This is a genomic window from Anaerobiospirillum sp. NML120511, assembly GCF_023050955.1.
GTDB lineage: Bacteria > Pseudomonadota > Gammaproteobacteria > Enterobacterales > Succinivibrionaceae > Anaerobiospirillum.
The window spans coordinates 17,629-40,215 of sequence record NZ_JALKIK010000017.1; the positions used below are offsets into that span (position 1 = coordinate 17,629).

Sequence of the window (22,587 nt, forward strand, 5' to 3'; positions counted from 1 at the left end):
GCCAAGGGCATTGCAGGCCCAGGCTTGCTGATGCCATGGCGCTGGCCTGAAGCCTGGCCCTGTTATGTCAGAGTGAGTGGACAGTTTTGAGCTTCCACAGGGCGGCTGCGTCCTTTTTGTTGCCGGATATGAAAGCTGAAGCCTCGGCACTGCGGGCAAAAAGCACATCATCTGTGAGCTGAGCGCAGATGCCATTGTCTTTCATGCGGCCACTGGCAATGAGCTCATCCTTGAGTGCCTGAACCTTAGTGTCAGTACCCGGTGCATCACGTGATGCCACTTTGCTGCCAGCAAAGAGCATGACTTCTTTTACCCCTCTGGTGATGGTCTGGGCAAAGGTGCAGTCAATGCGTGCTTTATCAAGGCGGCTGTGCAGCTGATAACGGCGGCATCTGGTCCATACGTCAGGCACAACATCATCATGGCGGCTGCCGGCCAGGAAATAGCTGGCCAGCCAGCCTCCGCCCAGATATATGTCATCAAGCAGAGTGTAATACTGGCGGCCCCGGCCCTTAGACCTGACCATGTTGCCCTCGTAGAGCAGACGCTGCCAGAGATCAATAACCTCGTCAGGCAGTCTACGGCCCTTGCCCACCCAGATTTGAGCGCCTTTGTGGATACGTACGGCCGGGCCGGTCTGGTTGAAAAAGTCCTCACGCCAGCATTTAACGGCACTGTCACCATATTGAAGATTGAGGCTGGAGCTGATGACAGAACGGCCTGAAGCACAGAACTCTTTATTCCATGGCTGACGGCCTTTAAAGATATCAGGGCTGATGGTCTTAAGTACCACTCTGGCCTGTTCAATAAGACGGGATGCCTCACGGAATTCGTTTCCGGTAAGGGCAAAGCTTGAAGGGTAGCTGTATTGGTGCAGCTCGCGACCCTGATAGAAAAGATACATGTAGGTCAGCATTCTGCAAACATAATTGCTGACCACAGGGTCAATAACGTCAGTACGCAGCACTACAGCATTGAAGACACAGTTATAGGTGTAGTTCTGGTTGCAGTACTTGTCAAACTGAGCTGACAGATTGGAGGTAAATGAGAAGAAACCAGGCTCTGAACCGGTGACAAAGAACATACCACCATGATCAAGCAGCTCCCTCATGTCCAGATCGAGGTTATGTCTGAAAGGGATACGGACTGCACTTACCAGAGCATCAGGAGACTGCTGAGCCACAAATGCACAGTCAAGCGGTGAGCCGATCAGGGTCTGACTTGCATACTCCTTTTCATCTCTTATGCGCTTGAAAGTCAGAGTCTCGGCAGCACGTTCAGTTGAGGTACCAATTACAGTATGGTCACAGTCAGGGCACTGAGGCATGCAGGTACCTGAGCGGCTGCACATCTGACTTCCTGCATTGCAGCTGCAGTCCTCAACATATGCAGAACTGTTACCGTCAATGTCCTTGCCCCATGAGACACTGTTATTACGCCATGCTTTGAGCTCTTCGATACGCTGGATAACCAGATTGAGACGGAACTCCTGGTCGTCATCATATGATTTGCCGGCGCGCATGCTCTGCAGCCGGGAAATTACCTCATCAGGATCTTCAATGTTGCGAAGCATTCCTGAATCAATTCCCAAATCGCTGACATCAGGCAAATCACTCATTATGTCGCTTTCCCCGCTGAGGGAATCACCTCTGGTCTCACCAGTGCACTGGCTGGCGCCACCGGCGGCTCCAGAGCTGGAACCATCACAGTCGAAAGTGCCCTCTTCAGCGGAAAAGTCAGGCCTGTTGTTCTCAAGAATATCAATAATGCGATCTGCGGCAGCATCCATCAGGCTGGCATCAAGATCATCAAGACTTAGCTCTTCAGACTCATCTGAGCTGACAGAGTCATCTTTGCTTCCTCTTACCTGAGATTCAGGCAGGAGCAAATCATTGTCATCAGCTGTCTCGATATCACGGCTTTCAGGCTGGCCGTCAAACATCTCGCCGGGCACCTCGATGTCGGCATCGGTACCGGCAAAGCCAAATTCATCATCAGCAAAGTTACCTGAAATCAGGCTCTCTCCACGATGTGTCTCCATGACAGCATCAGGGGAGATGTTATTGTACATGTGCAGAAAAACTTCACGAATGGAGTTATTACTATCATTACTCATAAAATACCCCTGACCTGAACGTTACTTACAGCTGTAAGCCTCGAAGACAAAACACGCTAAAGCCCACGCAGGCCCTGTTGTGGTAAACCGTATGGTGACTGTTTGACTGAAAAATCATTATCCCATGGCGGCGTCAGCGTTTTACAGACACTTTGCCATAAAGTGACAGCTGTGACAGATCTGACGCCAAAATGACCTGACAGAAAAGACAGCTCCGCAACCTGTTCTATCTTACAGCAATATGGCTGAGCAAACATGATTAGCTTAACAGTATCATATACTTTCCCTTTAAAGGGGAGACGATCCCGACCACAATCCATACTTATTATGCCACCCTGACCATGCCCAACCCCGCCTCCGGCTCCAGCTCCGGCCAATTATCAAGCATCAGCATCACTGCATGTAAGCACAACATGGCGTCTGTCACCACACTGCATGGCTCGACAGCTGCACTGACGATGCGCGGCATGCCGCACAGCAGTGCAGATACCGTGCTGTGCTGGCATGATCCACATAATGACAGCGCAATGGCGTAACCAAAGCCAATTCGGTGCAGATGATTGTTTTCCACATGCTCTGACAGCAAACCGCTATGCTGCCTGCTGGCCTGCTGTCAGATAGTGAAAGACAATGGTGCAAGACCAGATTCCCTGCCCCCGTCCAGCTCTGCTGCAGACCGCTCCTGAGCCTGCCTGTAAATTGTGGTCAGCCAGTGTTGCGCTTTAGAGCGGCATGATGCCATGGGATGATATGACAGAGAGGCTGGAAGAAGGCGTGTTGATTACGAAGGGCTCTATCTGGATTGCAGGAACGGATAGACAGTCACAGTGTCAGTTCAGGTGGCTAAATAACAGTGTCTGCAGCCATGGTGCAGGCATTTGCCTGCCCAGGTCAGCACGAATGCTCAATGAGATGTATTTATAAAACCTTATGGAAGCAAAATGGCAAAGTGCAATTGAAAGCTGAGATTAACTGGCCACATGACAGAAGGCAGCCCTGTCCATTAAATCTCAATCATCCTTCAGGATTTGGGACCTGCGGCCATCTGGGTATGTGGACGCCTGGCGTCAGATCACAGTGAGCTTCAAGGTATCAGTGGTACGTGCGCAGACCGACCGACAATTTTGACTACGGGCATCGGTAGCTCCGGAGAGTATGCTCCCCGGGGATCGGGACTATGAGCAGCATGATCTCCGGGGATCGGGACTACGGGGAGCATGAGCCCCGGGCATCGGGACTATGGGGAGCATGAGCCCCGGGCATAGGGACTATGGGGAGCCTGGGCTCCGGGGATCGGGACTATGGGGAGCCTGGGATCCGGGGATCGGGACTATGGGGATCCGGAGCCCCGGGCAGCGTGCCCCTTGTGCCTGATTAGGTACCTGACGCTCAATTTGAACATGTAGGAAAACGGCAATTGCCATGTACCAGTTACAGGCAGCTGACTACAGATAACCTAATCTGCGGGTATTTTTTACGAACAGATCCTTTTTGTCTGTGGCGTTTGCACATATGAACGATGCAGCCTGAGCGCAACTGCTAAAGAACATGTCCTCCATCAGCATGTAGCCGCCGTGAATCTTTTTAAGGCGCTTCTGTCCTGTAAGCTCTTTTAGATACTGTTTTTGCTCGGCACTACGGCCGATTAGACCGTCAATCCTGGAGCCATAACACAACTGGACAATCTGCTGGTCCCAGAGCTGATAGAAAAAGACATCGCCTGATGATCTGTCAGCCTCCTTTCCGGTTGAGTAATTGAAGTGAGTATCCTTGTATGTCCAGCACTGCTCAAACGGGAGATTTAAACCGCCATTTATGAACACCCCAGCTCTGTTTTCACTGTTACAGACAACGTCCTCACACAGTCTGTAAATCTTATATCTGATATCTGATACCTCAGGAATTTTCTCTGAAACATATGAGACAAAACTGCGCAGCTGACTGTCGTCAACAGGAACAAGCATCTTCCTGTCCTTAAGATCACTGATAAGATAGTTCATCTGCTGCGGGACCCAGATGAGCCTTTTATCGACCTGAGCAGGCTGCTCCTTATCAAGGACCAGAATAAGCGATCCCTTACGAATACGAACATAGGGTGCTGTATGCTTTATATAATTTTCTACAGAGGCAAGAATCTCCTTTCCAAAATATCTTACCCTTAATAATCTGCATATGAAAAAAATGTCAGGTGAAGGGCATATCATGAATGAAGGCTCTTCGAAAGCAGTACTGTCATATTTCTTAAGCATTTGGAAAGCATATTCATAGACCTCGTCTGCATGCTCAAACTCAGAATTTCTCAGATAAAAACAAGTGTCTCCGGACAATATGCTGGCTTCTCTACAGATCAAGTCCCTGGATCTCACTGTTTCTGCTCCGCCATTTAACACTATACAGAAAGTCACAGCCAGACAGGCAAGTCCCCTGCTGTCAAGGAGACTTTCATCCACAGCAAGGCACAGAACTTTGCTGCTGGTATCAGAATAATAACGTTCAAGATCCTCATAAAGACTCGAGCTTGTCCCAATGGTGGAAACAATCTCTCTTATTGAGCAGCCTACTGTGGGATAGTCTTTATCAGGAGATGATCCGTCAATAATGGTGGAAAGCTCCTGTATGACTGAGTTATCTGCTGTGACACTGCCTTCATCAGGAGAGGCGACGACATAATCGTATGTTTTTGTGATGTGAAATATCAGTCCCGGACGATCCAGCAACTTCTTATGCTTTACAAAAGATTTACTTTTTGTATCAATCTTAAATGCCATTAATTCAGTGCACTTACCATAGGCACATATCTGAAATGAATCGTCATCTCCGACTGCACATCTGACCTCAGGATTAAATTTATCTCCAAAGATTTTGCTAACAGATGGCTTCATTATCTTTCTCCTTGTGGCGGCTGTCTTTCAATGTTCTGCTCAAATTTACATAATCGGAAAGTTTCTTTACAAAACTCACAGGAACACATCAATAAAACGCCCCGCCCTTCAGTAAAATGCCCGGTCCACTTCCGCCTTCAGTAAAATGCCCGGCCCACTGCCTGACGAACGATTGACCAAAAGTCGCTGTTGCTTCGACAGGTAATGCCAATGGCGTTATCACTCAATCCGGACTTATCGAAGACTCCCTTACAAGAGAAGCGGGCAAAATGGTACGGCTCAGTAAGTATCAGGAGCCTCAGATGGTACGTTCTTAAGTGTTTTCTTCAGATTTCAGCCTGAACCCGTAGAGACTCAATAATTATCACATCTTCGTAATAAGGGTATTTTTCAAATCCTTCCAGCATTTTATGAGCCGCCTCCCGTTTGCAGCAAAGAAACACAGTTGCGTCAGAAGGGCTGGTAAAGAAGATGCTGAATTTAAGCTTTCCTGTCCAGTGGTCAGTCATGCCTATATACTTGTCTTTGATGAGCTGATCTCTGAGACGGGCCATTTCAGGGCTGTGTATGACATATTCCGGTCCCAGTATTTGAGAGCCAGGCAAAACCTCAAGGGTATGGCTCTGCTCTGTCCTGTGAAGAGCCACCTCGACGCGTGCCTGACGAGCCCCGTGCATAAGGGTAAGAGTTCTGATCCCGACAGGCTTGCTCCAGCCGCCATCGCCTGAACTTTTGATACCTGTAATAAAGGTTGCAGCATCAGCATGATTTTCAAAAATGACATCCTCCTGAAGGATAAAAATGCTGCTGCCCGAGTCATGCTCTTTCAGGGCATGACTATTTATCAGTCTGCTGTTAAGACGTGCAAGCCTGCCTTTGAGCTCATTCTTCTCTCTGCAGACATACGAGCCTCTGGTGACGGTAACATGGGTGCAGTTATGCTCGTGCAGCTCACTGCCACCGGCTATAATCTCATGTCCTCCAACCTTGCGTCTGAACAGTATTCTGTTAGGCTCCAGCTTAAGAGGGCCGTCGAAGGGGTGGTATGAGTCAGGCTCTTCTCTGGCCCTTTCAGCAGGGCAGTAACAGAAGTCTGAGCCATCTACATAATCATAATAATCTGTGTCGTAACTGTCCTGGCTGCGATCTTCAGACTCTGATTCATAATCTTCATCATAATATTCATCATCATCATCATCTTCTTCATCCCAGTCCCATCCTTTGTCGTCATCATCATCTTCCTCCTCCTCCACGAAGGCTTTACTGACTGGGAAGCCTGTATCACACAGGTTAAAAAGGGTGGAACTGAGCATGAACAGAAGGTTACGACCTCTGACAAACACTTCGTCCATTGCAAAGTGCTCAGAGTCGGTAAGAGCAAAAAGCTTTGCCCCCTTGCGGAATACCCTGCTACAAAAATGAAAGGAGGAGGGATTGTCTTTGCTGCTGGTACGCTTCAAAGTAGCCTGAAACACATTGCACAGCCAGTTAATGCCATCTTCATGAGCTCTGTCCTCAGGAATTGCCAGTCCATACAGCTCGGTAAAACGGTCCAGATCGGGCTGGGACGCAAAGCTGCTCACCATGTCCTGAAGACTCTCGCAATACCCAAGAGTTACATCACCTTTGCGGTTTATAAAGTAAATACCAGGCTGCTTTAACCTTGCATCTTCTACAGGAGCCGCATCAGCACCTGCCGGGCGGTACCTGAAAGCATGAAGCACAGGCTCCCTTGGCAAATGAGCAAAGATCAGGCTGCTGTTTAATCTCTGCGGGTCAGAAAAACATGGATTGTCAAAGAAATTATTGTAATCAGAATCCCACTCAAATAACCTCATGCTACCTGCTCCCATTGTATGCCGGGCCTGCTGCAGCCCTGTTCTTAAAAGCAACGAACCTCAAGGTCCGTTCATACTGTTTTACCTGTTATCTGCCTTACAGGACATGCTGACTGACATTGGCATAAGCACAATACTGCCACGATCAGTCAACAGTCCACAGGCCCCGGATATCTGCATGCATCTGTACCTGAGAGCGTGCCGACATTCAGAGATTAGCTCTGGCCGGTTCATCATTGCTGACATGCAGAGATACGTGCTGACCGGCTCATCATGGCTGATATGCAGCAGCAACAGTCTTACCATGGCGATGCGGGCAAATGCGCGGCCTTAGAGGGCCTGATGCAGGAATTGGGCTTCTTTAGATGAGCTTATGGACAGGGCAGAACTGTCCATGCCTGTTGCCAGCCCTTGCTGCAGCGCAGAGCTGCTGGCGTACTGGTTATATGGCTGTGCCTCAGGCGGCGTCAGCTGCTGCAGCACGGGTGCTGCAGGGTGCAGCAGACTGTTTCTTACTCAGTGCGATGATACTGCCTCAGGGGCGTCAGCTGCTGCAGCACGGGGCTGCAGGGTGCAGCAGACTGTGTCTTATCCCGTGCGATGATACTGCCTCAGGCGGAGTCAGCTGCTGCAGCACGGGTGATGCAGGGTGCTGCAGACTGTGTCTTATTCTGGGCGTTGATGCCTCCTCATGGCATCCATTTCGGTACGAGACTGTACTTGGATTTGAGCACTGCTGTGCTGCTTCGCTTGCGACTGTGATTACTGCTATGAACTCAGATACCGCTTTTAATGATTACAGGCTCAAATATTGAACACTTTCTGTATGTTTGTTTGTTGATTGATTGATATCAGGTTTTAGAAAGCGTTTTTCGAGCTCTTTTACAAAGCACAGTACTTGCTGTCATATTCAGGGACAGCATACCTGATGACAGGAGCATTACTCAATAAGTTATTGCTGAGCATTATGGATCGAGCTCACAAAATTTATGCGGCTGAAAATGGGGGGCTACTGCACAGACTGGCTCGATGCCACGCCATTGTCCCAGAGATCGCGACTGAGGTCTCTTGTTCCTGTGATAAAAGTGCCTGCCTGGGTACGGCTCTTAAAGATAAGATCGTCCTCCATAACGCAATAGTCACCCTTTAAGGTAAGGCTGCCCTGAGCAATGAGCTTTTCCTTTAATATTGCAATATGTGAGGAGGTGCCAGGGAAATCAGGGCCCATGACAACACTGCCTCTGAGGACCTGAACAGTCTCACAGCCTTCAGACTCATGAATTGCCAGACGCCCCCTTACGTCATGACCTACAGACTTGCAGCTGTATAAACTTAAAAGGGCTGGTGCAGCACCCCAGCCGATACGTGAGTCTGCCGCAATTCCGGTGATAAATGATGCGGCCAGCTCATAAGAGCTCAGGACTACATCCTCTCTTAGCAGATAAACACCAGGCTCGTCATTAACGGCAACCAGAGATTCACGTGCCTTTAAGTCCTTATCAAGACTCTGGAAAGGTGAAGCGCGACCTCCTGCTCTGCATATATGCGATCCCCTTCGTAATGCAACAGTGCTGCTGCCCTCAAGCTCGTAAAGCACCTCACCACTGGCCACAATGTCATGACCGGCAACTTTGCTGTTAAATACAGTAAGGCGTGGGTAATAGTCTGTACCTGAAGTAAATGTAAGCCATGGAGCATCACTGTCACAAAGACGCTGGTCGCTGAGCATGCTCACAGCTGTATCACAGGCCTCATACGCTGCATTGAACTGAACTTCTCCCAGAGCAAAAGAACAGTTTCCATGTCTTTTGAGCACACATGCACTCAGCACCCCGCTCTCAACACGATCCACAATCATAGTCAGCAGGCAGCTCAGCGTCGCACGTCCACCGGCAAGTCCGGCAGCGGCTATGCCCATAAAGCACCAGGCCCCATCGGGTGCACGCAGCTTAACATGTGCTTTGCCTTTGCTCTTTTGACCGTCCTTTAAAGCGGTGAGAACAGCATTGAGGCTGTCGGTGCAGCCCACATGCAGCTCACTGTTAGCATATACGAGGTAAATTCCAGGCTGCTCCATGGAGACAGCTGTCTGTTCGCTTGCAGCAGTACTGTCCATGGTTGCAGTAAACACTGTCATACTGAGAGTACCGTTACTGCACAAAGTGCGCACACCCTCAGGTCCATCAGGACAGGAAAAAACTGTGAGAACACCCTCGCTTTGCTGAGGGTCAATATTGCCAAATCCTGTCATAACAACTCCAAAGAACAGCTCAATTAACTCAGACGCCAAAGAAACCATGGCCACTTGTGCCTGCCTGCGCAGCCGCCGCAGCTGCATGCGCTGCAGCAGTAGCTGCCGCAACGTTTACAGCTGCCCCTGCTGCAGTAGCAGCCGTAACGCCTGCCGTGCTGCAGACATGCCATGAACAGACTGCCTGCAGGGGCCATGCAGGCATCAAAATAAGCCTGCATTGACATTATACAGCCCAATATACAGCAAAGCCCCTGAGCTTGCGCTCAGAGGCTGCTTCCCGCTCCATCATTGATCAGCAAAATGACGAGCGGGCATCAAATCAGGGAAAGACCTCTTTGAAGGTCTGACCATTATCATTTTTCCAGGCTTCCCTGCCATTTACAGAATAGCCCCTGACAAATTCGGCCGCTGTTGAGGCTGATGTGAAAAGCACATCCTCCATCAGCTCAAGGTAATCACCATGGTCATTAAGACCACCACTTTTAAGCAACCTGCTCCTCATATCAACAACAACAGGCTTCATGTATGACGCGAGGCTGACAAAAATCTCTGATCCTCTGATCAGTACAATACTGTAATTTTTCGATACCCGGGTTGCATAGATTCTGGAGGTCAGGCGCCTGTTGCTTTTCGTAGTCCCAGTAATGGCAAAGGATCTGACGCACGTACGCGCCAGTTCACCGGCACGGGCAGCGCCTCCGGTAAGGAAACACCCCACGTCTGCTTCAGAATTAAGATCTACATTCCTTTCCAGTTTATAAAGTACTGATCCTCTGCTCACAGCACTGAGCTGACCATCGCAGAGCATCTGCTTTTTGAACATGACATCATATGAGTTCACAAACGGGTCATCATTAACCACAATGGTACTGCCTTTAAGCACGGTATAGCCGTCGTCAGTTTTCTCAACCCATGCCTCAACAGGGCTGTCGCAGCCATGAACTTCCTGATGAATAAAGGAAAGATTTCTTGCCGGACCAACATTTACAAAGGACTGTCGTCCTGTCTTATGACCGGAAATTACATCGACGGGATCAGTGATAACAATCCTTTCTTCAGCCCGTTTGACAGTTTCAGACTGCTCCTTTCCACTGGCCGCTCCAGATTGCCTGGTGCAGTCCCTGCCAGTCTTATTAACCAGCAGGTCCTGTTGCCTGTGCTCAGCACCTCCACCTGACTGCTGTGCAGACACATTGCCGCAGGAACTCTTCTTCTCGCAGGTATCTGCACCGTCTGTATTGACGGTGTCAGCTCTATCTGTTTTGCTGATGTCAGCACCATTCTGGCTGGCTCCGGTATTGTCAGCCCTGCAGGTTGTCTGGTCAGTGGTTGTCTGGTCAGTAGTTGCCTGATCAGCCGCATGGTTAAAAGCTGATTTAGATGCGGCAGGTTCACTTTCCGGGTCGATAAGATTAAAGCCCACCAGAGAGGCCATGATCAGTCCTGTTTCCAGGAAGTCCTGTACAGAGTCCCTGCTGAAGCCGGTTATGACTTCCCTGTCAGGTTCTCTTGCATTGTACAGTTCGTACAGATCTGATGCCTTAATCAGCTCTTTGAGGCTGTCTGCCATACAGGCGATAACTTCACGGTTCATCCTGTTGTTTTCATGGGTAATGAAGACAACATGAGTGAAAAAATCCCTGTCCGCCATGGTTATATGCTGTCTGAGCCTCTTGATGAGGTCATCGGTATACCCGGCCCAGGCACAGTACTTTTTACCCTCAGCTGATGAAGGTCCGATCAGCACGTAAGCTCCGGCATTGTGAATGTATCTGATGCTGTCGGAGCTGCCTATAAGTCTGCGGGGAACTTTCATAACAACAACACTGCTGTCCAGACCGCCAGTAACAGTGATACGACCGCTGACAGAGCCGTCATGCAGCTGCAGGTTAAAATGTCTTTCACTCATATAAATCAGGATTTCGCTTGGTAATACGTGCTGGGCAGAGCAGCCATCAACATCTGTGGATAAAAGATTATCCTTAGTATGTGAAGAATAAGCCTTTCATGAGCCCACCCGGTCGTGACAGGCAGCATGGCCGGGTGGCTGGCAGAGCGCTAAAAGTATCAGGATTCAGAACATAATTTCAGAGCCTTAATGACGGCTCTGGCCCACTCATGACTTTGCCTTAATGCTCATCGTGGCCCTTATTGATCAACAGGGAGCTTACTGTTTCCGAGGTGCCTTATCGTCCCCAGGTGCCTTATTGTCCCCTGGTGGCTTACTGTTTCTTAGGTACTTTGTTGCCCTGGGCATCCAAAGTCCAGTCAAAGTCAATGTAGAGCTCGGTGAAGTCATCCCAGCTGCTCTGCTTGTTCATGGCAGCGCCATTGGATACTTCTTTCTGGATTTTCTCAAGATCTTCAGCGGTGTACTCAAACTCCTGGAACTTAAGCTCGCACTTGTCATAGAGATGCTCAAAATGCTTGTTCCAGTAATTTTTGTCGTAGTCGCTGGCGTTGATGCGATCGTAATCGTCCTTCTGCTCAATAAGGCTTCCGACAACAAGGATTTCCGAACGAGCCATGCCTATTTCATCAAGCAGTACATCTGTGGAGAGCTTTTTAATCAGCTCAGCCTTAACAGGCAGATCAACACGTACATCAGCCTCTTCGATAAGAGACTGCCAGCCCTCGTCAGGGAGATTCTTAAGCACGTAAAGGTATTCGTGAACAACTGCTGCGCCCAGCATGCAGGAGCGCTGATCCTTGAAATGAGATGCAAAATCTTCAAGGGAAATCTGGGTGTCCTCGGCAGCAGAGGATACGTTACTTAAGCCCAGCACACAAAAGCTCAGCAGAGCTGTTATGGCAGATTTAAGCATGTGGTGTCTCCTTAATGTCCTGATGCGAGTCCATCTTAAATGAGCGGTTCCGGTATCAGGATTCTTGTTCTGTCATTAGCTGAGATGAGGCTGCTTACAGCAGCGAAAACAGCAGTGAAAATATGAAATCAGGCCTGATCATAGCGATAAACATTCAGGCTAAAGACAGGAATGTCAGATGACAGATGTCAACTCTTCATCTCAGGGAGGCAGAGCTGAAAACGGCATTTGTGAACAGTATTCTTTCGCAGCCCATAATCAGGCTGTGCAGGTTATGGCATAGTTACAGAAACCAATGCCAGTATCACCAGGTCCATTATCGTTTAATTGACCATACCAGGCAAGCCAAAATCCCGCATAAATACCGATATCGTGACCTGGAACATACAGTATTGTGCTCAGGCAGGAAAACGCTTTCGTAATGAACCTGGGATCCAGACATAATTTCATACCCTCAGGATCCCAGGCAGTCAGACTTTGAACGCGATGAGACCTGCTGTCAGGCGGCCAGAAACGAAAAATGCGGCCGTAGCCGCATCGTAACAGATATTTCTCAGACAAAGAGCCGTAAACAGGCCTCGGCAGCAAAAGGCTGCTGCAGAGTTATGGTTTAGCGGCCGCCAGAAAGGCGACGGACAATTTCCATTTCGTTGTCGAGGATAAATTCGTTATTTTCGCGCATAACACGGCCTTCAGGGCTCATGTCTGCCAGATTGAAGTAATCCAGTGCGTAATAGACCAGAGAGCGACGGGTGGTGAAAGTAAGAGTGCCGTTCTCTTCCATGCCGTAATCCATTTCAATAGCGCGGCGACGACGGCGCGGCAGTCTAGGGTTAGCACGCAGAACAAGGTCAATAAACTCGTTCCAGTCGCGATCATCCTCAGGGCCGGTACCCATTTCACGGAATCCGTTACCCATTGGGTCAGCATAGCGATCGTTAGGGGCAGGAATATCAGGGCTGTCGCAGCGCACAATACGGGAAAGCACAAAATCACGGAAGCCATGACGGTAGTAGCAGTAGGCGCGTACATACCAGCGGCGGCCATCGAAAGCAAAAGCATGCGGAGCTATCAGATGCTCGGTATCATTCTCTGAGGCCATGTTCATATAGGTGATATGAACAGCCATACGCTCACGTATAGACTCAATGAGGTTGAACAGCATGGTTGAGTCGATGTTGTTCAGTGGCTGAGGAACCATGGAAACAGCCATTCCAGGGATATAGCCGAAGATATTACGGCTGGCTGGAATAGTACCCATGTTCAGGCCAAGCAAATCATTGAGATATACCCTTGGAGAACTCAGCTCAGGGAACAGTGGCTTGAAGTCGTCAGTTCTGATGTAGTACTTCAGATGACGATCGTAGGAAAGGTTATTACGAGGAGGAAATGCCTCCTGAACCAGAGCATTGTATCGGGACAGATCAAGTGAGGCCTGTGGTACAGAGATATTAAAAAACTCCACCAGGTCACGACGATTAAGGCGGCCATCGCAGCTCAGACGAAAGTCAATAAACTCCAGACGACGCTGCTGACCCCAGTTAGCTGAAGTAGTGGTCACCTGCTCGTTATTCTTTTCAAAGCCTGAAGCAGCACTGGATGTTGATGAAGCGTTAGCTTTTCTCATGTTGTCTTCCTTGTATGCACAGGATCTGTGCAGAAAGTCATACTCAAGGTCGAAGCTCTATGACTCTTTGCCGTGCCGCGTGGGCACTGTCCACTTACACACTGAAATATACCTGCCTGACACTGCACTGCAGGCGGACTCTTTTGATGCCCCCTGATAAGTATCACAAAACCTCAGGGCAATAAGCACCGCTATCCGGTCACTTACTTAATCAGATCATGCCGGGCCTATGGCATTCCTGTCAGCAGTTGCAGCGAAGCTGCAATATGATACAGCGACGCTACAGTATGATGCAGCGAAGCTGCAGAGTGATTTGCTCTGGCCGGGCAGATAAAGGACCAGAACTGCTGTCAGAAATCAAACAAAGTTAGAAAGTAATGCACCTTTCTGTCAGCCCCGCGTGAGACGCCCCGGAGCGGCTCCATAACAGCATCCTTTGTACAGCTGACGCCAGTGAGCTGTTAATACACGCTCATACCAGCCCCATATCCAGACAGAACATGAAGTGCTGGGACAGGTATAAGAAGTTCACTAAACAGGGAAAGAACAGGAAGGTGCGGCAGGCCTGAAGGCATCTGCCATGGTATGGCACCGGCATCATTTGCAGTGGCTGTGTGCGCCATTACCCGCATATTGAGGATGCATTCATAAAACATTTTATGAATCAGAATGTCATGTCCATACCGTGAAATTTTTTAACCGTAGTGTTATCAGAGCCGCAAAGAGCGGTATTGGCAGGGGTGCTTTGTCTGCCAGAACACCAGCCCGGGCAGACAAAGCGGAATCGACCTGACCGGAAAAACCGGAGCGGTCTGATACAGGATCCCTTGCACGTGGATCCTTTTTACACAAAGTACAGAGTCGTTATTAAAGACGACTCAAAAGTCATCCCGGCCGGACATCCGCCATTTGCCACAGGTCGGATAATCTTGTTCCGGCAGGGTTAATCAGGCTGAAACTCTGACATGACAACACCTCTATGAATTTTGAGGAGGCGGTGGCACCTGCCACAATCACAACCAAAGTTGCTAATCATATCAGCCAATGCTGAAGCCCTGCTGCAGCAATCTTTCCTCTGGCCGACCGCTCCCGCGCAACCATGGTCATAGACCTGTGGTCAGCAAGGGTGTTTCATAGCCGGCAATACAGAGGCCTGTAATCACCATCAGCAGAGCTGAAACAGTTCGGTAAAGCACCATCACACTGCAACCGAATAATGCAGCCTGTCATGCTCAACCAGAATCTCAGCCTCAAGCCCTTTGGCTCAGGACAGGACAGTTTAAAAATCTGTCTTACCCTGTGTACTCAGAAAATAAACTTACTTTCTGAGTGCGCCTGGGCAGGTCCACACTCACGGGTAACCCCATGAAATGGCCAGTTCAGTATAACACCAATAATTTTTAGGGTAAATATTTTTTATATCGTTTACATGCCTGTTCCGTATAGACAAACAACGCATGACGAATCCGACCTGCACGGCATTTCATTAACCAGACACAGCTGCAGAAAGTACAAACAGCCAGAGGTATGCACTGTACAAGGAGCCATCTGACTGCAGTGTTAAGAGTGTGCGAACATTTTGTCCATACGAATAACAGCAATACCAGGTGCTTGAGCACAAAAGAAATGATGAAAAAAAAATATTCTGTTCCTGAGCTCACAGCAGTGCACTTATAAAGGGCGCAACGGATGCCTGAGCCCTCAAGGGCGCCAAATAGCATCAGGCGTTATGCTAAGCCTGACGCAGACGACCACAACGCATAAGGCAGTTATGTCCAGCCTGAATCAGAAGAACACATCGTAGTTACCTGCAAGAGCTTACTGTCACATTCGCTTATATTTGCACAAAACAAAAAAGCACCACTTTACAAAACGAATAGTGGTGCTTCTTTAAGATCTGTTCAGATTGCAGCGCAGCTGTGCTTACTAAGGCTGACTTGGATTGTTAACCTGCTGCAGACACAGGGTAATCATGCCTGACACAATGTCTTCACGAATCTTGTCAGTCACCTCAATCTTAGGCATGAGAACGATTTCAGCCTCGTTGGTCAGACGGCGCTTCAGACGATCAGCAAGAGCAGGGCCTGACTTGAGGCTCTCAGTAAACACAACAATCAGAGCCGGGTTGAGCACGCAGGTAACAGCCTGCAGTGTGCGTACAGCCAAATCATCAGCGGCCTCAGGCTCAAGCGGCAGAATGCCTATGTTGTTATACATAGGGAAGTGCTTAACCTCACCTGCAAGGCCGTCACGACCTCTGATAAGAGATCCGTTGTAGCAGAAAGAACATACAGGGGAGCGACCTGGAACCAGAGCAAGACCGCAGACGAACTCGTAGCCTGAGTGGCGCTTGAAAGCACCGAGAGTTGCTGCATTGATATCTGTTTCAAAGAAAACAGGCAGACGGAAACGGTTCTTGAGATGCTGGGCCAGACGGCGTGACATAGGGTCACGGCGCAGAGCCGAAGCCATACGACCACCGATGGTATCTGATGGCATAGAAATGCCAATCATGGAAATCTTAGGGAAGCGCTCAATGTAGTTTTCAATTGCTACGCGGAACTCGTCAGTATGAACGGCCTGAAGCAGCTCCTCGCGGCGTTCAATACACTCTCCAAACAGGTCATGTATGGAGTAACCGGCGTAGTCATGACCGCCACGCTTGTAACAGGAAATGATCAATACCAGCTTGTAGGCAGCGTTGAAGTGGTAGGTAGTAGCAGGGCGACCCTTAAGATTCTTGGTGTGAGCGCCCAGACGAACCTGACCGGACTGGACCAGCTGACTTAAAAGCTTGTTTACGGTCACCACGGACAGACCAGTGAGCTTGTTGAGCTTGGTGGCAGTAGATACCTGCTCCTTGTGCAGGGTCCTGAGCACCATCTCAAGGTTCTTCTCACGAATGTCGTGGCTCATCAGCAGTTGATTGAGATCTTTCAAGTTACACCCCGGTTAAACAACATTACAGTCAGGCACTTACATGCACCGACTGATCAGCATCATGTCTGTCTGAAGCTTATAAGGACAGGCCAGATCCATCCAGATAACAGGTTCACTAATGCACAGCATTCCCGTTCTGCCACAGCAGCGGGAATTAGTAAGCAGATCAGGGAACGGAGCTACTGGAAGCACAGCCATCAGCAATTACTTTCACTGAAGCTGCCTGTGTGAGTATAAAGCTGACGCAGAGGTAGTCTGTGCCATGGTGTTTTCTTTTCTAACTAAGAGATTGGCTCACACCATGAATATTCAATCACAGGACTCTGCCCCTATTGGCAAAACGTCTCAGTAACGGCGCGCAAAAGGCCTGTATCCCGGCTGGGCGCAATTATTAAAGCAAGATTAATTAATTGCCGCAATAGTTTTGCAACAAGTTATCACCGCCTGATAACAGTGTCCTTAAACAGCTCCAAAGTGCTTAAGCGCAGCTGCACTCTTGTAGCCCTCAGAGCCCTCACAACTGCCTGCACAACAGCTGCTGCACCGCAATCATGCTCAATTCTGTCTGATGCCACGACTCAGAGGTCAAACTGGCAGCTGCAAAATTGTCTTACCTGCACGATTGCCTCAACAGAATTGGCAGCATCTGACCCTCTTTTGACCGGCCTAAACATAATTGACAGAGTCTATTTGCGGGGCACTCTGTCGTAAAGGGCTAATTATGTGAGAGCCCGGAAAAAACGCGATGCCGCAGATTGCAAACACACCATACAATGATATCTTATAGTCCGACGGTGCAGCCAGATCCAGACTTAATGTAACAGCCAGTACATTTCCATACGGAGGGATCTTCTGCCCAACTGCCTACCCACCCGTTTTTATTGAGATTTAACCGCCATGGCCAGGAAATCTTCAAAAGACCTTTCCGTTCAAATCAAAGAACTGTGCGACAGCATGATCGCCAAATGGGAGCCAGAGACATTCTTTGCAGAACTTCTGAGAATGTACGGAATTGCCAATGACTCCATTAAGATGGCTCTTCAGGATGCCCCTGGCTTTAATGTCGCCTCCAAAGAAGTAGACGAGACCATGGCACGCCCGGATATTGCCATTTCCAGGTCAGCCTACTTCAGATTCGTCAAAGACGATGCTGATGCAGCTGCGGCTATGCAGTCAGTACGAGCTCTCAAAGAAGTAACCGGAACAAAACACAAGTTCCAGTACCTGATCTGCGCTGCACCTAACACCATTCATATGTTCGATACCATCGAGCATGACAACCTTGTGATTGGCTACGAGGATCTGCCTGGCTACTACAGCTTTATGCTGCCTCTGCTTGAAGGACGCAGAGCCCGTATTGTCTCCAGCCAGGAGGCTGACAGAAAGGCCTGCCTGAAACTCACAAGACTGCTTGACACCCTTGCTGACCACAACAACATCAGCAGTGACTCCATGGAGCAACTCAACAGTTTCATGGTACGCATACTGTTCTGCTTCTTTGCCGAGGACACAGGGGTGTTCCCCCAGGGAGACGACAATGTCTTCTCCAATGCCTTCAACAAACTGGTCGACATGCACGGCACCAACGCCAGAAAGTTTTTTGAAGACCTGTTTACAGTACTTAACACGCCTGAAACAGACAGGAAGAACCTCGAAAACAAGGTGGCCAACGAGCTGCTTCAATTCCCTTACGTGAACGGAGGCCTGTTTGCGCAAACCGGCTTTATCCCTGAGTTTGACATTGCAACCCGCAATCAGTTCACTGACTGCGGAAACCTGCGCTGGAGTGACATTTCTCCTGCAGTCTTCGGCTCCATGTTCCAGGGCGCAATGAATAAGGCCGAGCGCCGCAATATGGGCGCTCACTACACCTCTGAAGAAAACATCCTCAAGCTCATCAAGCCACTGTTCCTGGATGCACTCTATGAGGAGTTCCATGAGATCAGGAGAAAGGCCGAAGCATCAGACCTCAAGATGAATACGGTCAAAAAGAAGTGCTACGAATTTCTTGAGCGTATGAGCAAACTCAAGTTCCTTGATCCTGCCTGCGGCTGCGGCAACTTCCTGCTGGTTACCTACAAGGAGCTGCGCACCCTTGAGAACCAGGTGCTTGAGTACATCAAGGCGGGCTCCCTGACCGAGTCCTTTATCGACATCAACCAGTTCTATGGCATTGAAATCGAAGACTGGCCGGTGGAGATTGCACACGTTTCCATGTGGCTGATGCAGCACCTGATGAACCAGCAGGCCAACGCTACCCTGGGCTCCAACATGTCCTCCATCCCCCTGAAGTCATCGGCCACCATAGTCAGAGCCAACGCCCTTACCACCGACTGGAACGACATCATTCCAGCCTCAGAGTGCTCTTACATCCTGGGCAACCCGCCATTTTTAGGGGGCAAAAACCTTAGCGCAGAACAGAAGCAATGGCTAAAGTCTGTTTATCCACCAGAACACACGCTGGGTAATGCAGACCTGGTCACTGCATGGTTTGTCAAAGCGTCTGACTACATGATGCAGAACAAGAATATACGGGCTGCACTGGTATCTACCAACTCCATCTGTCAGGGTGAGCAGGTTAATACTTTATGGGGCTTACTGCTAGATAAAGGCATTCATATCAACTTTGCGTACAAGCCTTTCCTGTGGACTAATGACGCTGCTGAAAAGGCTGCGGTTACATGCATCATCGTTGGGTTCTCATACGAGAAACTGAGCAGTCCTGCTCTGTTCTTCACACAAACCAAAGATGGTTCTGTTCTCCGTCAGGAGTGCAATCAGATATCCCCTTACCTGAAGGATTGCAAGGAGCCAGTCATTGTTCAACGCAGAAGTACAGCCTTATCTGCATCTTTAAATTTAACCAGAGGGAATCAGTCAACTGACGGAGGCAATCTGATTTTCAGTTTCCATGAAGGCCAGGAGCTACTTTCGAAGCATCCAGAAGTCAAGCCGTTTCTTAAGAAGTATGTCGGCAGTGCCGAGCTTATGACCAACGAGTTCAGATATTGTTTATGGTTCGAAAATGAAGCAGATTATCTTGCTTTGGATCTCGCAATCGTTAACGAAAGGATTGATAAGGTTAAAACTTTCAGGTTATCGTCAACAAGGAGTGTAACTATTAAGGCTGCAGCTAGACCATGGAGCTTTACTGAGCGCTCTACACCTCCATTCTCTGATAAGATGCTTGTCATTCCTGTAATATCATCAGAAAACCGTAATTACAGGCCAATGGACTTCTTCAGCTCGGATTATATCGTAAGCAATCTTGCTTTCTTCATTCCGGATGCAAGCAATTATGACTTTGGTGTCTTATCATCTCGAATGCATATGGTATGGAACAAGTTCACTGCAGGTAGCTTAAAGTCAGATCTAAGATACTCAAAAGATCTGACGTACAACACCTTTATCTGGCCTGATGCTAATGAGGAGCAACGTGCTGATATTGACCAAATGGCTAAGAAAGTCCGACTTACCAAGGTTAATTACAAGTACAGAATGAACCTCGGTGACATGTACAACATCAAAACCATGCCTGAAGAGCTGAGAGAGGCGCATGAGGCCCTGGATGCTGCTGTTGAGAGGGCTTATCGAGATGAGCCTTTCCGTGATGATGATGAGCGTCTTGTCTTTCTAATCAACCTGTACTCCAATGCAATTGCTGCAGAGCAGAAAGCTGCTAAAAATACACCATCAAGGAGAAAGAAAGCAGCAAAGAGCTGAGTAGACAGCACTGAACTTAGCTGAAGCTAAGCCGGTCCCGATAAAGGTCACCGGCTGATGCACTCAGTGCTTGTGAGGCTATCCATACAGCCCATGGTATGTGGCCGGTGTTACCAGGTGATGAAGCAGCTTAGATGTAGCTGAGCTGCCTTAACTCAAACATATGAGGATTGCTAATGAGTGAGCAGAACAACAGCAACGAAGTGGTTGTGGGCCGTCTGCAGGTACACAATGTTGGAACATACAAGTTTGAGCGCACAGGTGAAAGTTCCCAGTCAAATGACATGGGCATGCGTGAAATGCAGGCCCGTGCCTATGAGAAGCGTGACGCTCAGTATCTGCTCATTCAGGCCCCTCCTGCATGCGGCAAGTCACGTGCTCTGATGTTCCTCGCTCTGGATAAAGTTACTAACCAGGGGCTTTCCAAAGTAATTATATCAGTGCCTCAGATTGCTATCGGCTCAAGCTTCAACGACACCGAACTGACCAGAAACGGATTCTTTGCTGACTGGCATATCGACTCAAAATACAATCTGTGCGCACCTGGCGGGGAGGACAGCAAGGTAGCTGCAGCTCAGAAATTCATGGAGGATAAGGATGCCAGATTCCTCCTGTGCTCACATGCAACTCTGGTGTACTTCTACCAGAAGATTGAAGACAAGTCTCTGTTTGATAATACCCTTGTCTCTATAGACGAGTTCCACCATGTCTCAGAAGAGGCAGACAACAGACTGGGCAGTGTTATCCACAGTCTGATGACGAAGAGCCAGGCACACATTGTTGCCATGACAGGCTCATACTTCCGAGGTGACAGCATTCCTGTGCTATCCGTCGAAGATGAGCAGAAGTTCGACAAGGTTGTCTACACTTACTACGAGCAGCTCAATGGCTATACCTACCTCAAGTCACTGGGTATTGACTATGCCTTTTATGAAGGCAGCTGGCTTGATGCTATCGAGAAGCTTATCGACTTCAACAGGAAAACCATCATCCATATTCCAAGTGTGAACTCCAAAGAGTCCAGTGGTAATAAGCTCAATGAAGTTGGCAGACTGATCGACTTCTGCGGTGAGCGTCAATCCACAGATCCTGAAACCGGCATCATCACCGTACTTACACAGGACGGAAAAACACTTCGTATTGCTGATCTGGTGTCTGATACAGTAGCAGGCATGCAGGGAGTCACCCTGGCAGCTCTTCGTAATCCTGAGGTTCTTAACACCATTGATATCATCATTGCCCTTGGAATGGCAAAAGAGGGTTTTGACTGGCCACAGTGTGAGTATGCTCTGACCGTTGGCTACCGCTCTTCTCTAACCGAGGTCGTACAGATTATTGGCCGTGCCACACGTGATTTCCCGGGCAAGGAGCATGCTCAGTTCACCAACCTGGTAGCCATGCCGTCTGCAGCTCTTGACGACGTAACAGATGCAGTTAACAGCCTTATCAAGGCAATTACGCTGTCATTGCTTATGGAGCAGGTGTTAGCTCCAAACATTCATTTCAAGAAACGAGGAACGGTTGATCCTGTTACCCCTGAAGAAAAGAAGCAGCGTAAGGAACAGCGGATCAAAGATAAGATACGTAGCAGCGGCATTGAAATTGTCATTGATGACGACACTATGTCTGATGATGCCCTCAAAGTGGTAAATGAAGAGTACAGCGATATTGTCGCAAAGGTAATAACCTCATCACCTGTGGTGAAAAAGGCCATAATAAATGGCGGGGAAGGTCTGAGTAAATCAATTGCGGTAGAAGACGTGTCAAAGGTCATTCGTGACAGCTATCTTGACTTTTGTGATGAAGACATTTATGCCATGTCTGAAGCAATAGTTTCTGAGATGATCCTTAAGACACTTCCTATATTTATTAAGAACGTGCCTGACAATCAGGCACCAGAGCCTGGCCCATGCCCTGATCCTGAGCCGGATCCAGGTAAAGATCCAGGCCCTGGTAACAAACCGCAGATAATCATCAAAAAGGATGACAATATGGCTTTTGTAAAGATTAAAGACAAGATGATCGACCTTGATGATCTTGACTTCAACATGATTGGAGCTATCAATCCTTTTCAGGGTGCTTATATGTTCATCTCCAAGTCTCTTGACCCTAAACTTCTGAAAGCCATGCAATCAGAAGTGCTGAGCATGAGAGAAAAGATGACTGAAGAGGTTGCTTGTCAACTATGGCCTCATATCAATGATTTTTACGTAAAGCACAAACGTAAGCCTGATATTAAATCAAGCAACGATTTTGAGCGTCGCCTTGCTGTGGCTTTGGACTATATCCTGAAGAAAAAACGTCAGGAAAACGCAAAAGCTGCCTCACGCAGTAATGCAGATACAGTCGGCCAATAGGCTCTGATACTGAAAGGATATTTCC

The 22,587-nt window shown here is 48.7% G+C and carries 11 protein-coding genes; 2 read left to right on the forward strand and 9 right to left on the reverse strand.

Translation table 11 applies throughout. The annotated features are described in order from the left end of the window. Positions 1 to 67: 67 nt before the first annotated feature. From MXE39_RS06280 to MXE39_RS06320, 9 genes are all read right to left on the reverse strand, one after another. Entirely contained in the window at positions 68 to 2,116 is a 2,049-nt protein-coding gene (locus MXE39_RS06280; protein ID WP_246977879.1) for a hypothetical protein, read from the reverse strand. 325 nt (positions 2,117 to 2,441) lie between these two features. Beyond that, a complete protein-coding gene (locus tag MXE39_RS06285; RefSeq protein WP_247073873.1) occupies positions 2,442 to 2,687 on the reverse strand; it encodes a hypothetical protein in 246 nt (81 codons plus the stop codon). Positions 2,688 to 3,561: 874 nt separating this feature from the next. Next, positions 3,562 to 4,998 carry a hypothetical protein gene (locus tag MXE39_RS06290; RefSeq protein WP_246977877.1) on the reverse strand — a complete coding sequence of 479 codons (1,437 nt, stop codon included), beginning with the start codon at positions 4,996 to 4,998 and terminating at the stop codon, positions 3,562 to 3,564. Positions 4,999 to 5,324: 326 nt separating this feature from the next. Continuing rightward, a complete protein-coding gene (locus MXE39_RS06295; RefSeq protein ID WP_246977876.1) occupies positions 5,325 to 6,836 on the reverse strand; it encodes a hypothetical protein in 1,512 nt (503 codons plus the stop codon). Positions 6,837 to 7,845: 1,009 nt separating this feature from the next. Continuing rightward, positions 7,846 to 9,135: a hypothetical protein gene (locus tag MXE39_RS06300; protein ID WP_246977875.1), complete on the reverse strand. Its 1,290-nt coding sequence runs from the start codon at positions 9,133 to 9,135 to the stop codon at positions 7,846 to 7,848. Positions 9,136 to 9,409: 274 nt separating this feature from the next. Next, positions 9,410 to 10,999, reverse strand: a complete 1,590-nt coding sequence (locus tag MXE39_RS06305) for a DUF4357 domain-containing protein (RefSeq protein ID WP_246977874.1) — start codon at positions 10,997 to 10,999, stop codon at positions 9,410 to 9,412. Positions 11,000 to 11,312: 313 nt separating this feature from the next. After that, positions 11,313 to 11,915 (reverse strand): hypothetical protein, encoded by a 603-nt coding sequence (locus tag MXE39_RS06310; RefSeq protein ID WP_246977873.1) that lies wholly within the window; start codon positions 11,913 to 11,915, stop codon positions 11,313 to 11,315. Between the two features lie 610 nt (positions 11,916 to 12,525). Continuing rightward, positions 12,526 to 13,542: a WYL domain-containing protein gene (locus MXE39_RS06315; protein ID WP_246977872.1), complete on the reverse strand. Its 1,017-nt coding sequence runs from the start codon at positions 13,540 to 13,542 to the stop codon at positions 12,526 to 12,528. A gap of 1,926 nt (positions 13,543 to 15,468) precedes the next feature. After that, positions 15,469 to 16,482 (reverse strand): ROK family protein, encoded by a 1,014-nt coding sequence (locus MXE39_RS06320; protein WP_246977871.1) that lies wholly within the window; start codon positions 16,480 to 16,482, stop codon positions 15,469 to 15,471. A gap of 897 nt (positions 16,483 to 17,379) precedes the next feature. Here MXE39_RS06320 and MXE39_RS06325 point away from each other — a divergent pair. Both MXE39_RS06325 and MXE39_RS06330 read left to right on the forward strand, forming a co-directional pair. Then, complete coding sequence (locus MXE39_RS06325; protein WP_246977870.1) at positions 17,380 to 20,205, forward strand: DNA methyltransferase; 2,826 nt, start codon at positions 17,380 to 17,382, stop codon at positions 20,203 to 20,205. Positions 20,206 to 20,381: 176 nt separating this feature from the next. Beyond that, positions 20,382 to 22,562 (forward strand): DEAD/DEAH box helicase, encoded by a 2,181-nt coding sequence (locus MXE39_RS06330; protein WP_246977869.1) that lies wholly within the window; start codon positions 20,382 to 20,384, stop codon positions 22,560 to 22,562. The last annotated feature ends 25 nt before the right edge of the window (positions 22,563 to 22,587 follow it).

What these genes read in the sequence shown, in the direction of transcription:
- MXE39_RS06330 (WP_246977869.1), top strand. Translation starts at nt 20,382, where the DNA reads ATGAGTGAGCAGAACAACAGCAACGAAGTGGTTGTGGGCCGTCTGCAG.
- MXE39_RS06300 (WP_246977875.1), bottom strand. Translation starts at nt 9,135, where the DNA reads ATGGTTTCTTTGGCGTCTGAGTTAATTGAGCTGTTCTTTGGAGTTGTT.
- MXE39_RS06295 (WP_246977876.1), bottom strand. Translation starts at nt 6,836, where the DNA reads ATGAGGTTATTTGAGTGGGATTCTGATTACAATAATTTCTTTGACAAT.
- MXE39_RS06315 (WP_246977872.1), bottom strand. Translation starts at nt 13,542, where the DNA reads ATGAGAAAAGCTAACGCTTCATCAACATCCAGTGCTGCTTCAGGCTTT.
- MXE39_RS06290 (WP_246977877.1), bottom strand. Translation starts at nt 4,998, where the DNA reads ATGAAGCCATCTGTTAGCAAAATCTTTGGAGATAAATTTAATCCTGAG.
- MXE39_RS06280 (WP_246977879.1), bottom strand. Translation starts at nt 2,116, where the DNA reads ATGAGTAATGATAGTAATAACTCCATTCGTGAAGTTTTTCTGCACATG.
- MXE39_RS06305 (WP_246977874.1), bottom strand. Translation starts at nt 10,999, where the DNA reads ATGAGTGAAAGACATTTTAACCTGCAGCTGCATGACGGCTCTGTCAGC.
- MXE39_RS06310 (WP_246977873.1), bottom strand. Translation starts at nt 11,915, where the DNA reads ATGCTTAAATCTGCCATAACAGCTCTGCTGAGCTTTTGTGTGCTGGGC.
- MXE39_RS06325 (WP_246977870.1), top strand. Translation starts at nt 17,380, where the DNA reads ATGGCCAGGAAATCTTCAAAAGACCTTTCCGTTCAAATCAAAGAACTG.